The sequence below is a fragment of the Ruegeria sp. BG9 genome (assembly GCF_056538305.1).
Genome location: NZ_JBQFSY010000015.1, coordinates 40468 through 53820, shown reverse-complemented (window position 1 = coordinate 53820; position 13353 = coordinate 40468). Strand labels below are relative to the sequence as shown.

Sequence of the window (13353 nt, the reverse complement as noted above, 5' to 3'; positions counted from 1 at the left end):
GGCATGAGTTATTGGGCCTTGTAGGTTTCGACAGCGGCGTCGAGGCGATCGGGCCACTCCTCGCCGATCTCACCGACGATGTATTCGCGCACGGCAGGCTGCGCGGCTTCGCGGAACAGGGCCTTTTGCTCGGGGCTGACGGGGACCACTTCCATGCCTTTTTCCGACAGGATCGCCGTCGCATTCGCGTCCTGCGCGGCGGTCATGCCACGGTGGATCGTTTTTGAGATCTCAACGCATTGCTCGACGGCTTTCTTCTCGTCATCCGTCAGGCTTTCGAAGAACATGTCCGACATCAGATAGGCGTGCCAGCTGAACACATGGCCATCCAGCGAGACGTATTTCTGGTGCTGGTAGAGCGACGCGTTGACGATATTCGTCACGCCGTTTTCCTGACCGTCCACAACGCCCTGCTGCAGTGCACCGGGCAGTTCCGGCCACGGAACGGGAGTCGCCGATGCGCCGAGGCTTTCGACCAGAGTCACCCAGACCGGCGCGGTCATTACGCGCATTTTCAGGCCTTCCATATCGGCAGGTTCGGCCACGGGCTTCACGTTGTTGGTGAAATTGCGCACCCCGTTGTCGGCCACGCCAAAGCTGCGGATGCCGGTTTTCGCCCGCATGTCTTCAGCCAGCGCGTCACCGAATTCACCGTCCATCACCGCCCAGGCCATCGCCTGATCGTCGAACAGATAGGGCATCGCCAAAACCGAGAAGGGTTTATAGACAGCCGAGATCGGGCCGTCATGGATCGCCGCCATCTGAACGGTGCCCAGCTGCAGCCCTTCCATGATCTCGGACCCGCCTCCCAGCTGCGTTGCAGGGAAGATCTGAACATCAATCGAACCCGAGGTTTTGCCCTCGACGCAGGCCTCAAACGCTAGTGCGGCAGCGTGTTTCGGCGAGCTCAGGTCAGCGGCTTGAAAATGTGCGTATTTCAGCTCTTTAGTCGAGGCCGCACTGGCGGCGGTCATTGCAACAACAGCTGTTGCCATCATCAGTTTCGACATGGTTTTCATGAGGTTCCTCCCTTTCATGTCAGTTCGCAAATCCAAAGAAGTTGGGGATAAAGGTGCTGACGCCTGGCACAAGAATGACCAGAAGCAGCACCACGAGTTCAGCCAGCAGCAGCGGCAGAACCGCTTTTGACAGGCGTTCGATTTTCAATTGTCCGACCGTGGCGATCACGAACAGCACCGGACCAACCGGAGGGGTGATCATCCCGATGGTCAGGTTCAGCACCAGCATCATCCCGAATTGCAGCGGGTCGATCCCGGCGGAATAGGCAATAGGACCAAGTATCGGCGTCAGAATGATCAGCGCGGGCAGCGTGTCGATAAAGAAGCCGCAGATCAGGGCAAAAGCCGCCAGAATGAACAGAATGCCCAGACGGTTGTCGGTGATCTGAGTGATCAGTTTCGCCAGTTCCTGTGGGATTTGCAGGTAGGTCAGCAGCCAAGCAAAGATCGACGCCATCGCCACGATCAGGAAGACCGAAGACGTCACCACAGCAGCCCTTACAAAAGCGGCGTACAGAGCACGGACCGTGAAGGCGCGCAGGATGAACCCAAGGAACAGAGCGTAGGCTGAGGCCACCGCGCCCGCCTCGGTCGGAGTGAACACACCGAATAGGATGCCGCCCAGAATAATTGCTGGCATGATCAGGGCCGGAATGGCCGACAGGGTTGCACCGCGCAATTCAACCATAGTGGCGCGATGTTCGCGCCCGCGGTAGCCGTTGCGCGTGGATACGATATGGTTCGCGATGGCCAGCGCAACGCCCAGCAGAACACCAGGCACAATTCCGGCCAGAAACAGTCCCGCAACCGTCACTCCATTGGTTGAGATCGCAAAAATCACGGCCAGAATGGAGGGCGGGATGATCGGACCGATGGTGGCCGTCGCAGCGGACAGGACACCGGCGTAATTCTTCTCATACCCGGCCTCACGCATCATCCGCATGACGATGGCAGAAGGCCCCGCTGCATCCGCCAGAGCAGAGCCGCTGATCCCCGCGAACAGCATCGACACAAGGATGTTCACATGCCCCAGCCCGCCACGCACATGGCCAACCAGAGCGTTGGCAAAGCGTAACAAAGCGTTTGTTAGGCCGCAGGCCGTCATCAGTTCAGACGCGAGAATGAAGAACGGCACTGCCATCAGCGGGAAACTGTCGATCCCGGCGAACATGCGTTGGGTTGCGACCAGTGGGTTCAACGAACCGTCGATAAAAATCGCCGACAGCCCGGCGATCCCCATCGTGAAGGCTACGGGAACGCCCAAAAACAAAGTGGCAAAGAACAGGATGATCAGGGTTTTTGCCACGGCTCAGACCTCCGCCTCATCGCCCTTGGCGCTGGGACCGTGTTCAAACTCTTGGCTTACGAAACGTTTTGCGAAAAAGGTTAACTGGATCAGGAACAACGCGCACCCGATCGGGATGGCGAGATAAGGGATGCCACGCGAAATGCCGGTGGACATGGTTTCCTTGTTCCAGCCGAATTCAACGAATTTGACGCCCAGCCACAGCATCGTCGCCATGAAGGCAAACATGACGAAGACGATGCCCCAGCGCAGCATTCGGGCCAGAGCTTTGGGCAGCAAATCCGGAATTGTGGTGATCGCGACCAAGCGTCCTTCGCGCAAGGCAAGACCGGCACCGCAAAACGCGCCGAGGATCATCAGGTGTCTGGCGACCTCTTCAACCCAGGCCAGGGACGTACCGAACCCGTATCGCCCCACCACATTGGCGAAGACAATTGCAAAGACCGTAGCCAGCGCCAAAGCCACCAGCGCCCGGTTCAACGCAACAATCCATGTTTCCAGAGTTTGCAAAGACGCCCCTCCCAATGCCGTCTCCTCGTGAGAATCAAAACTGGCATACAGTATGCTAATATGTCAACACTAACACATTGTATGCCAGAAACAGGCCTGCTACTGTTGAACTGAGGAGAGCGACATGAGCCCATTCAACAGACCGAAATCATTGACGGAATTGGTGACCGAAAACCTGCGCGAGCGGATCATCAAAGGCGAGTTCGAACTGGGTGAGCAACTGTCTGAAGCTCGAATCGCCAAGAATCTTGAGGTAAGCCGCACCCCTGTGCGCGAGGCAATCAACCGGCTCGAGATGGAAGGTCTGTTGGTCGTTGAACCGCAAAGAGGCTCATTCGTGTTCAATCTGGAGCCCGAGGAACTGGCAAAACTTTGCGATGCACGTGTCTGCCTTGAAACAACCGCTTTGACCTCGGCCATGCAGACGAACCCAGAGGCGCTTCATGCCGCGCTTGATAAATGCGTTGATCGGATGACAGCGGCCCGTGAGGACGCGGATGATGCAGAATATCTTTATCAAGACACTCTATTTCACCAATGCCTTTTCGACTGTGCGGACAATCGGTTTCTGAACGACGCCTATCAAACGATTGCATTGAAAATGGCCGCTTTGCGCAGCCGGTTGGGGCATCACCCTGATCACATGGCTAAATCCTATCGGGAGCACATTGAGTTGCTTCAGTTCGTTCGGGATGGAAACGTTCCACAAGCCTTGGAAGTGCTAAAACTCCACATAGACAGAAAAGAAGGATCTTATTGGAGCGATGCGACGCAGCCCGACGGAACAGGTTCAGGATAGCGTGCGATGAATCGTCTAACCGGGAATGCCCAACAACGCGAGAACCTCGGCGATTCCGGGCCCATTTGACCAGTTGGTTCTCGTTCTAAAGAACGGCGCATTCTGGCCGGATGAAGAGCGTCAGATATCCTCTAACCTTAGACTCAAACCCGCGTGTTGGCATCATCGAGATCACGCTCCCGCAGAGGGCAGCACCTCTACGGCCAAAGCTTGATTCAGCAAGCCGAACAGGCGGTGGTAGTAGAAAGGGCATTAATAGTCCGAAACGGGTTTTATCTGGCGTGGCCCAAATCCCAAGTCATAGCACCGGATGCTGAGTATGTCTGCGATTGGATTCCAACCACTAGACCTATTGGTTGAAACCGCTATCCGGCGTCCATAAGATTTTCGTCTAAAAATGGCTGCGCAACCGCAGGCCAGAACGGCAGTTTTCGTTTGGTGAGCGCGAGGTCGTGGAACGCAGGCTGTGTTCCTCCGGGGCTGGCAACCTGCAGGATGTGGTTCGAAATTTGGCTGAACGGGCCGTAGAAATGGAACAGGGATTTCACCGCCACCACCAATTTCTCAGCCAGCCGGATGCCGATCTGCTCGAACGCTTCAGGATGGTACACCTGAACACGCAGATCGTTGACCAGCAAGTCGATCTCGCCACCCAAGCGGAGCCAGACCACGGTGCCCATTGGTTCAAGACCAGTGCCGAGATGCTGACCCAGGCCTGTCTCTATGTTCATAACCCTTGCAATCAGGTCGATCGGATCCCCTGAAACTACACCGGTTTTTCCACCAAGCCGAAGCTTCAATCTGCTTCCAATGCCCGCATCCTGACAAATCCGCACTACTCCGGGATCCCAGAACAAACCGCTGGCAAAATTTGTCATTCCACGCGCCAGCATGCCTTTCAGCAAATGGGTGGCGTCGCCCGGCGCTCCTCCGCCTGAATTGTCACCCATGTCCGCCAGAACGCATAGACCGGACCGTGTACCAATGTGATCCAGCGCCTCGGAGATCGGTAGATACCGCGTGGTTACTTCGTTTCGCAACTCAAAGAAGCGCCGCCCCAACTCCTCGGCCAGTCGCGCGGCCAGTTGTGCCTGGCCATCTGTTATTACCAACATCCGCGCGCCGACATCTTCGACATCTGCCCAGGGAAAACCGTGACTCAATGAAACCGACAACACACCGGGTCTGGTTTGAGCTGCGGCCATCTCGGCCACAAAATCCTTCATCGCCCCAGCTTTGGTCAGGTATAGGTTCATCATACGGGTATCAAAAAACGCCATCTTTGGCGTGATCTCACCCTCATGTGCCCGCTTTGCCAGATCAAACAGTTCGGCGGCGCAGGCTGTTGCATCGTCATGAGGGTATTCTCTGAAATGCACGATCAGATCGCTGGCGTTCAGCATCTTCTTTGTCAGATGAGAATGCAGGTCCAGCGAAACGCCGATCGTTGCATCCGGGCACTTTTTGCGGACGCGGGTCAGAATATCACCTTCGCAATCCTCTATATGCTCGGCCACCATCGCGCCGTGAAGTTGCAACAGAATGATATCTGCACCGCCGCATTCTGCGAGATCAGACAAAATCGCGCCGCTCAGCACGTCATAACAGCTGCGTGTGGTCAGACCGGCAGGTTCGGCTATGGCGGTCAGGCTTTCGACAACCTGCCAGCCCAGAATTTCGGCCTTTTCGCGCCACAGATGAAGCGCCTCCGTCATAAGGTTTGGAGGCTCCTGGGTCGCCGTACCATGCCGCAGGAAATAGTCCTCGAAACCCGACATCGCAGTCGGCATCGTGCAAAACGTGTTCGTCTCTGTCGACAGTGTCGCAATGAAAAGCTTCATAAATTCCCTGTTCCCAACACGTCAGAGGACGGCTGCAAGAGCCATCCTCTGATCTTTGGCGATGCAATCATATTTAACCAGAGTTATTCGGCTTTCCACCAACGCTCCATAAAGCTGCTTCCATCCAGATCCAGATTCGAGCCGAATTTTTCGGGCGTACCAACGCTTGGGCGCGTGGCAAAAACATATGAAGCAAACATCGGGATCGCGACACCACCCTGATTGGCGACGATATCCTGCATTTCACCATACATCTGGCGACGTTTTTCGGTGTCCAGTTCAGCTCGGGCCTCAACCAGAATCTTGTCGAATTTCTCATTCGACCAGAGAGATTCATTCCAAGCGACACCGGATTGGAACGCCAATGAGAACATAAGATCCTCGACCGGTCGTCCGGCCCAATAGCTGGCGCACCAGGGTTTTTTTGTCCATACCTCGGACCAATAGCCATCGTTAGGCTCTCGTTTGACAGAAACGTTGATCCCGCATTTCGCCGCCGAGTTCGAAATCAGCGTCGCCGCGTCCACCGCGCCAGGGAAAGCAGCGTCAGAGGACGAGAGTTCGACATTCAGCGACTCCAGACCAGCCTGTTTCAGATAGTATTTTGCTTTGTCCGGATCGAAAGTCTTTTGTTCAAGCTCAGCATTGAAATACTTCTGACCGGACCCGATTGGATGATCATTGCCGACCTCGCCGTAACCCAGCAGAATCTTGTCCACCAGCTCTTGCCGATCGATGCCCCATTTGATCGCCTGACGCACGTTGTTGTCGTCAAACGGCGCGGCATTGGTCAGCATCGGGAAGGAGTAGTGCTGCGTACCGGCAACTGAATGCAGCGTAACATTTGGATCACGCGAGACAAACTTGGCCGTCTTTGGATCAACCTTATCGGCAATGTCGACCGACCCCGCCGACAGCGCCGCCATCCGTGCGGTCGTATCCAGCAGCACCAGAAGCTTCCATTCGTCCACATGCGCGACATCGGGGTTCCAGTGGTTCCCGTGACGGGCCAGATCCGCCGAAATCCCTGGCTGGAAATCCTTCAACTGATAGGCTCCGCAACCGATACCGGATTGCCAGTCAATGCTGTCACCCTCTGCCGGCAGAATGGCAAAGCGGTAGTCGCTGAGGATAGCCGGGAAATCTGCGTTACCGCCCTCAAGCTCGAAAACGACGGTGTTTGGCCCGTCCGCACGCAGTTCCTTCACACCGGCCAACAGCGGCGCCCCAGTCGAGGTTGACCCTTCTCCGCGGTGAAAATTGATCGAGGCAATCACGTCCTCAACTGTCACTGTACGACCATTGTGGAACTCGACCCCGTCGCGCATCTCGAAGGTCCAAACCGACGCGTCCGGCGAGGCCTCCCATGATTTTGCAAGTGACGGCTGCACGTTGCTGTCCGCGTCGATCGCAGTCAGGAAACCGTTCATGCCCAGGCTCAACGGAATCAGGAAACCCGCTGATATCTGCCCCGGATTGAGTTGCTCGGTCGTCCCGCCATGACCAATCCCGGCAATCATGCTGCCGCCCTTTTTGGGCGTAGCCGCAAAAGCGCGATCCGCCAAAAGCGTTGCGGCACCGACGGTCATGCCGGTTGCCAAAACACCGCGCATGAACTGGCGACGATCCACCTGACGCAATTGCAGACGCTGTTCCATCTGCCGCACGTATTGAAATTTATCCATTGCTTGACCTTCCCTGAGCATTCTTCTGTTGCCCGCAAGATCACGCACCAATTTGAGCTTAACAATGATGCCACATTATGCTTTCTTTAGCGAGTTTATGCTAGCCAAGGCCCAACGACCGATGCACCAGAATTTAGCTGCAAACCTGCGTCACCTTTGTGCGGATTACCCGTCAGTGGCAGCTATTTGCAGAGAGATCGGCATCAACCATCAGCAATTCGCCAAGTACCTCAACGGCCGCAGCATGCCTTCGCCAAACAACTTGCGCCGCATTGGCCGGTTCTTCGACGTGGGCGAGCATATCTTGCTGGGAGATCATGCAGAACTGCGGCGCCACACCACCCAACTCGCCAAAACCGAGGCGGATCGGCGACGAGACCCTCTGATCGATGTGTTCCCAGGTGATCTTCAACGGCTGCGGCCATTTCTCGGATCTTATCAAGTGTTCTTTCGCGCACCGAACGATCCAACCAAAGCCATTGTCAACGTTGCCTTTTTGGATGAGCGGAACGGGACGGTTTACAGCCGTGTCGTCGAAGCCTTAACCGAAGGAAAGTCATCGACGCGCCGCTGGACAAGATGTGATGGCAAAGCCGCCTTCCGCGCGGGGCAAGTCTTTGTCGTCGATTCCGAACGCGGTCCAGACGCACCTGTCAGCCTGTACATTCTGAACAAACCCCATCGCGACAAGTCAAAGCTATTGTTCGGCACGATGTCTTATCTCGCTTCGTTGTCCGGCCGAACGCCGACCTCTTCTCCTGTCGTCTGGAAGAGAGCTGAAAACTACCGCTCAGTGCGAGAGCTGTTTTCGAAAAGCGGTATCGTCGATTTGAAGAGCACCAAACTGGATATGAAGGTTCGTCAACACCTTCTTGGTGCGTCCACAGACTCTGGTGCGAATATTATTACTGAGTAGCAGAACCGCAGGATACCTGCGTATGGGGGTCGGTGCCCATTTGTTTCTGCTGGTGGGGGTGGATCACGTCTCAATAGCGAGATCGGTAAACATGTCTGATCTTACCTTTTTTGCATGCCGTGTAGTTCTATCTGCGGTACACGGTGCCTTGTCGTGACCTCGAAGAGAACGCGGCGTGCGGATGGACCACGCCACTTTCAACAGGTGAATTGCTGAGTATTCGCCGATGGTCGCAGCGCGCGCAATTGAAGAAGCGACCAACGCTGAGTTCCTGGCGCATGGACGAGATATATGCTCGTGTTCGCGGCAAATGGATGTACCTCTATCGAGCCGCCAACATTGCTGGAAGCGGCAATTCTCTAGCTCCACGCCGGCTAGTTTTCGGTTATTTGCTAAGATCGAAGGATGGGTGCGTTCAGTAAGTCGCTGGTTCTGGCCGTCGCATAGGTTTGCGACGCATCCTCAAACATCTCGAGAGTGTCACACCCGTTCATCTGGGCTGATCGTCTGCCCTGCCCCGTCGAAAAATTGCAGTTTCTCGGGTGCAAAATACAAGCCGATTTGCGTTCCGGCTTTGATCTGCGTGTCCCCACCAAGGCGAACCGTCACCTTCTCTTCAAACCCGCAATCGACGATGATGAACATATCTGCGCCAAGATACTCGACCACCTCAACTTTGCCGTCGCTGTGACCCGAGCCAGGTTCGACCACACTGATATGTTCCGGACGGATGCCCAGCATCGTGGCTGTACCAGTCCGATCAAACGGGCCACCTCCGCCGTTTTCCAGCTGAAACTGATCGCCAGACACGGTGCAGGGAATGACGTTCATTTTCGGACTGCCGATGAACTGCGCCACGAACAGGTTGGCGGGGCGTTCGTATAGTTCGCGTGGGGTCCCGACCTGCGCGATCTTACCGAATTCCAGCACCACAATGCGATCGGCCAGTGTCATCGCCTCGACCTGATCATGAGTCACATAGATCATCGTGCGGTTGAGGCTCTGGTGAAGCTTGGCAATCTCATACCGCATTTCGACCCTGAGAGCGGCGTCTAGGTTGGATAGCGGCTCATCGAACAGGAATGCGGTGGGATCACGCACAATTGACCGACCGATTGCAACGCGCTGACGCTGGCCGCCAGACAGGTCTTTAGGTTTGCGCTCCAAATAGGGTTCTAGCTTGAGCACCTCGGCGGCTTTGCCCACGCGTTCGGCAATCTCGCCCTTGGATACGCCCGCCACTTTCAGCGAGAACCCCATATTTTCGGCCACCGTCAGGTGTGGATACAGAGCATAGGACTGGAACACCATGGTCAGCCCGCGCTTCGAAGGCGGGTTGTCAGTAACGTCATCCCCATTGATCAAAAGAGACCCGCGCGAGATGTCCTCGAGCCCACCGATCATCCGCAACAGGGTTGATTTACCACAACCCGACGGGCCAACGAAGACGACGAACTCACCCTCTTCGATCTTTAGATCGATGCCTTTGATCACCTGCACTTCGCCGAACCATTTTTCGACGGAATTGAGCTCTATGCTGCCCATCAGTTCCTCCCTGCCCAATGCAGCCAGACGGCAGCGGTCCATGTGAACGAGTTGCCCCCGGCAGGACTGCCGGTAATCGGGTCGTAATATTCGGCAAATCCGTGGCCAGCGATCAGACGACCGGTTTTCAGGCGTAGTGCTTCGGCCTCAACCCCGTGGCCCATATCCTTCAGACCGAACCCCGTCAGCATGTTCATGAACGCCCATGTTGGCCCACGCCAATATCGGCGTTCGTCAAACTTGGGCGAATTGTGATCATAGCTAGGGATTGGGTGCGGGACCGAGGTCAAAACAGTTTTCAAACGGTCCAACATTTGCTGAGATTCAATGCCTGCGTACCAACACAGATAGCTCGCATTTGAGACGCTTTCGGCCCATTTGCCCGTATGCGCATTTCGGGAGTCAAAGGTGCCCAAAGCCTCGTTCCACAGTGACTTTGCACCTGCCTCTAGCCGGTCCACGTCTTCACCGAGGCCTTCGGCCCTGATCCCCAATTCCTCGCTGATCGCCAGCAGATCGCGGGCGGCGCGCAGGGTTGTGAAACTCATCGTCGGATCGGCGACGCGGAAGGGGTTCTTCTCTAGCAATTGCTGCTGATCCCAGCCCGCTTCACGCCCAATCTGAACCAGTTTGATGTAGCGGTCATAGTCGTATTTGGTGGGCCGGTCGGCGCTGTTCACGTGGCTCGTGTCGCGACGCTGGTATTCGCCCACGTCTGAGGCATCAATACTCGCCATTGCGTCGTCCCAGTCCGGTGCATTGTCACGCCCAGCCTCCCAAGGGTGGGTGGTGCAAACCGCGCCGTGGTCATCGAGACGCCATGTCATGAACCATCGATGCCAGGCCAACATGGCCGGGAAAAGGGCGCGGAGGCGGGCTTCACCAGCCGCGCGGTCTTTCTCCCATACCCGCCGGGCCATGGTAGCCGCCAACGGTGGCTGGGTTACGCCAGAGGAGGCAATCGGCCCGATGCCGCCCCAGACATCCGGCCCGGGGAAATAGCCCGGATCCGTTTTGTGGAACAGGATGTGGGGGACCATGCCGTCCTCCCACTGGCCCGAGAACAGCGTCTCAAGCTCAGTCCAAGCGCGGTCGATATCGAACTCGGCAAAGCCCAGCGCGGCGATCGCGCTGTCCCAGTTCCATTGGTAGGGATAGAGCCCGCTGGTCGGGATCGTATAGCCGCCCCGATCATTGGCGATCAGGATATTGCGTGCTGACTCTGTCGGCGAAGTAAAGTGGTTCATTTCTGTCATCCTTTGACCGAGCCAGCCGTCAGGCCTTTGGTCATGAAACGTTCAAGGCCCAGGAACAGGGCCATGATTGGAACAGTCGCAATCACCGCGCCAGCCATGAGGTGTTGGCGAGGGATTTCCGAGGAGTTCAGCATTGTGACGCCTCGGGTTAGAGTGAATTTCGAGGGATCGTCCAGCAGCATGAAGGCCAGCAGGAATTCGTTCCAGGCGATCATGAAGACATAGAGCGACACCGAAGCCAGAGCCGGCAGGCTGAGCGGCAGGGTGATCTTCCAGATCACCGCCAAGCGCGAGAGACCATCCATCAGGCCGGCCTCTTCGACCTCGGTCGGGAGACCACGGAAATACCCCTGCAGCATGTACAGCGCGACTGGGATCGTGGTGACCGGGTAGATCATGACGATGCCGAGGATCGAGTTGCGCAGGCCGGTCAACGAAAAGGCGATATAGATCGGCAGCGCCAGAACGATCATCGGCACCATGTAGATCAGCAGGATCGAGCGCGAGAACGCCTTTTGCCCTTTGAACCGGAACCGCGCGACCGCATAGGCCCCCGGAATGCTGAAGGCCAGTGTGATAAAGACCGTGAGCACTGAGACGTAGAAGGACGTCCACAGGTACGAGCCGAAATTGAAGTCGCGGAACAGTTCCGTATAGCTACGGAACAGCGCCCAGCCCTGATCCAGATCCAGCGAGAAATCCAGCGGGTTCTGCAACAGCGCCTGCTGCGATTTCAGGCTGGTCATCACCATCACGTAGAAGGGGATGACCACGATCGCCGTGAAGAAGATATAGCCAAAACCAGTGCAAAACCTGATCACGGCGTCTTCGAACTCATGACGGGTCAGTTCACCAAAGGGCAGCTCTTTCAGGATTTCAGCCATCGAAAGATGCATGACGACGGCGATCGAAACCACGGTGGCCGATAACGCCAGCAGAGTTGTGTCCGAGCCGATCAGAACCGGGCCAAAACCGGTCAGGCAGGTCAGACCCAACAGGGCCGACACGCCCAGACGCGCCCGGGCATGACGAGCGGGAAAGCGGACATATGCCAGACCAGCTAACGCGCCCCAGGTCAGGCTCAGCAGAACTTGGGGACGGAAGGCGGCACCCGTGGCGAAGGACATGGTGACCGCGATGGTGGTAGCAATCACTACCAGCCACAGCGCACCCAGGATCGGGCCAGTGATATACCCTTGGCGCATCACAGACCCTCCTCACGGCTTATGAATTTGAAGAAGACAAAGCTGAAGGCGATCAGACATAGCAGGATCACCACGGCCACTGCCGCGCCCGCCCCGATGTTCGAGACCGCAAAGGCCTGTTCATACACGTTCACCGTCAGCGTGCGGGTGCCCGCGTTACCACCGGTCAGCAGGAAGATGTCGTCGAACTTGTTGAACGTCCAAATGAAGCGCAGCAGGAACAAGACCGACAGGATACCCAGCAATTGCGGGATACTCAGCAGCCAGAACTTCTGGAACGGTGAAGCCCCATCCATATCCGCCGCTTCATACATGCTGGAGTCGATGGACTGCATCCGCGCCAGAATGAACAGGAAGGACAGCGGGAAATAGCGCCAGATTTCAAAGACGGTGACCATGATCAGCGCCAGTGGGCGTTCCCCAAAGAAGTTGATCGGCTCGCTGCTCAGCCCCATCTGCACCAGCAAAGCATTGGCCGAACCCGAGAACGGATCAAACAAAGTGACCCAGGTAAAGGCCACGGCGATGACGGGGGCCACGTAGGGGAACAGGTAGAGACCCCGGATGAAGCCCTGCCCCTGGAAGCTTTTGTTCAGCAGCAAGGCAGCGAACAGGCCCATGACCAACGCGCCGATGGTGCCGAAGACGGTGTAGAACAGGGTGACCCAAAGCACGCCCCAGAACTCGTCGCCGTCGAACACACGGGCGAAGTTCTCTAGGCTGAACTCGAAGTTTGTCAGCACGCTGGGGCCGCTGCCGGTGACCGTTGGTTCAGACCCTTCAACCAGATCTTCGAAGGAGTCCGGGTCGCCATCGACCGCAACGGGAACGCGAATACGCTCGCGCTCGCCGCCTTCCAGCGTACCAAAGTCGCAGAACAGCTCTTGCCCGTTCAATACACAGGGGGTTGCAATATCGCCAAGTGGCGTCACGCCATCGGGCAGGACATCCCGGACTGTCACGCCGTCGATCGCAATATCCTGACTAGAGTTGCGCAGGCGGTATTCGATCCGCAGATCATCACCCGATCCGCGCAGGCTTTCACGCACGACCGGAGCAGGCGGGCGCAGGTCAGACAGGGTGAAGGGTTTGAAGCTGATCCAGAAGATCGCCAGCAAAGGCAGGATCACAACCAGCGACACACTGATGATGGTCGGAGCCAGCAGCGTCCAGGCCAGACGCGCCTCGCGTTTGGCTAACGCCCCGGTTCCTGTCGGTGGGGAGGCCGAAGTCATGGGTTACCTCGAAGGGTTTAGGGGCAGCGGCGCGCA

General features: G+C 56.8%; 11 protein-coding genes and 1 pseudogene. 3 read left to right on the top strand and 9 right to left on the bottom strand.

Annotated features, from left to right (window positions below; translation table 11 throughout):
• Window positions 1–8 precede the first annotated feature (8 nt).
• Genes ACR0I8_RS21445 through ACR0I8_RS21435 form a run of 3 tightly spaced genes read right to left on the bottom strand, consistent with a single transcriptional unit; the run spans window position 9 to window position 2835 of the window.
• On the bottom strand, window positions 9–1019 hold the full coding sequence (locus ACR0I8_RS21445; RefSeq protein WP_170693185.1) for a DctP family TRAP transporter solute-binding subunit: 1011 nt from the start codon (window positions 1017–1019) through the stop codon (window positions 9–11).
• A 19-nt stretch (window positions 1020–1038) separates the two neighbouring features.
• The gene (locus ACR0I8_RS21440) at window positions 1039–2325 is read right to left on the bottom strand and encodes a TRAP transporter large permease (RefSeq protein ID WP_170693187.1); all 1287 of its coding nucleotides are present in this window, start codon (window positions 2323–2325) and stop codon (window positions 1039–1041) included.
• A 3-nt stretch (window positions 2326–2328) separates the two neighbouring features.
• The gene (locus ACR0I8_RS21435) at window positions 2329–2835 is read right to left on the bottom strand and encodes a TRAP transporter small permease (protein ID WP_170693189.1); all 507 of its coding nucleotides are present in this window, start codon (window positions 2833–2835) and stop codon (window positions 2329–2331) included.
• 124 nt (window positions 2836–2959) lie between these two features.
• On the opposite strand from ACR0I8_RS21435, the gene ACR0I8_RS21430 reads away from it, so the two are divergent.
• Window positions 2960–3634, top strand: a complete 675-nt coding sequence (locus tag ACR0I8_RS21430) for a GntR family transcriptional regulator (protein ID WP_170380665.1) — start codon at window positions 2960–2962, stop codon at window positions 3632–3634.
• A 365-nt stretch (window positions 3635–3999) separates the two neighbouring features.
• Here the strand turns inward: ACR0I8_RS21430 and ACR0I8_RS21425 are convergent, their stop codons facing one another.
• Entirely contained in the window at window positions 4000–5475 is a 1476-nt protein-coding gene (locus ACR0I8_RS21425) for a M81 family metallopeptidase (RefSeq protein ID WP_170693191.1), read from the bottom strand.
• A gap of 83 nt (window positions 5476–5558) precedes the next feature.
• A complete protein-coding gene (locus ACR0I8_RS21420; protein WP_480526400.1) occupies window positions 5559–7160 on the bottom strand; it encodes an ABC transporter substrate-binding protein in 1602 nt (533 codons plus the stop codon).
• A gap of 64 nt (window positions 7161–7224) precedes the next feature.
• On the opposite strand from ACR0I8_RS21420, the gene ACR0I8_RS21415 reads away from it, so the two are divergent.
• Complete coding sequence (locus ACR0I8_RS21415; protein ID WP_170693193.1) at window positions 7225–8076, top strand: helix-turn-helix domain-containing protein; 852 nt, start codon at window positions 7225–7227, stop codon at window positions 8074–8076.
• Between the two features lie 125 nt (window positions 8077–8201).
• Window positions 8202–8423: pseudogene (locus ACR0I8_RS21410) on the top strand (DDE-type integrase/transposase/recombinase); the annotation flags it as partial.
• A gap of 133 nt (window positions 8424–8556) precedes the next feature.
• Here the strand turns inward: ACR0I8_RS21410 and ACR0I8_RS21405 are convergent.
• Genes ACR0I8_RS21405 through ACR0I8_RS21390 form a run of 4 tightly spaced genes read right to left on the bottom strand, consistent with a single transcriptional unit; the run spans window position 8557 to window position 13317 of the window.
• Window positions 8557–9621 (bottom strand): ABC transporter ATP-binding protein, encoded by a 1065-nt coding sequence (locus tag ACR0I8_RS21405; RefSeq protein WP_170667756.1) that lies wholly within the window; start codon window positions 9619–9621, stop codon window positions 8557–8559.
• Complete coding sequence (locus ACR0I8_RS21400) at window positions 9621–10868, bottom strand: MGH1-like glycoside hydrolase domain-containing protein (protein WP_480703618.1); 1248 nt, start codon at window positions 10866–10868, stop codon at window positions 9621–9623. Before ACR0I8_RS21400 ends, ACR0I8_RS21405 begins: the two co-directional genes overlap by 1 nt.
• Window positions 10869–10873: 5 nt before the next feature.
• A complete protein-coding gene (locus ACR0I8_RS21395) occupies window positions 10874–12082 on the bottom strand; it encodes a carbohydrate ABC transporter permease (RefSeq protein WP_170693197.1) in 1209 nt (402 codons plus the stop codon).
• Window positions 12082–13317 (bottom strand): carbohydrate ABC transporter permease, encoded by a 1236-nt coding sequence (locus ACR0I8_RS21390; protein WP_170693199.1) that lies wholly within the window; start codon window positions 13315–13317, stop codon window positions 12082–12084. Before ACR0I8_RS21390 ends, ACR0I8_RS21395 begins: the two co-directional genes overlap by 1 nt.
• Window positions 13318–13353: the final 36 nt, after the last annotated feature.

Bases quoted from the DNA above. Each gene is read 5' to 3' on its own strand.
- ACR0I8_RS21445 (WP_170693185.1), bottom strand. From the start codon at position 1,019: ATGAAAACCATGTCGAAACTGATGATGGCAACAGCTGTTGTTGCAATG.
- ACR0I8_RS21430 (WP_170380665.1), top strand. From the start codon at position 2,960: ATGAGCCCATTCAACAGACCGAAATCATTGACGGAATTGGTGACCGAA.
- ACR0I8_RS21425 (WP_170693191.1), bottom strand. From the start codon at position 5,475: ATGAAGCTTTTCATTGCGACACTGTCGACAGAGACGAACACGTTTTGC.
- ACR0I8_RS21420 (WP_480526400.1), bottom strand. From the start codon at position 7,160: ATGGATAAATTTCAATACGTGCGGCAGATGGAACAGCGTCTGCAATTG.
- ACR0I8_RS21415 (WP_170693193.1), top strand. From the start codon at position 7,225: ATGATGCCACATTATGCTTTCTTTAGCGAGTTTATGCTAGCCAAGGCC.
- ACR0I8_RS21405 (WP_170667756.1), bottom strand. From the start codon at position 9,621: ATGGGCAGCATAGAGCTCAATTCCGTCGAAAAATGGTTCGGCGAAGTG.
- ACR0I8_RS21400 (WP_480703618.1), bottom strand. From the start codon at position 10,868: ATGAACCACTTTACTTCGCCGACAGAGTCAGCACGCAATATCCTGATC.
- ACR0I8_RS21395 (WP_170693197.1), bottom strand. From the start codon at position 12,082: ATGCGCCAAGGGTATATCACTGGCCCGATCCTGGGTGCGCTGTGGCTG.
- ACR0I8_RS21390 (WP_170693199.1), bottom strand. From the start codon at position 13,317: ATGACTTCGGCCTCCCCACCGACAGGAACCGGGGCGTTAGCCAAACGC.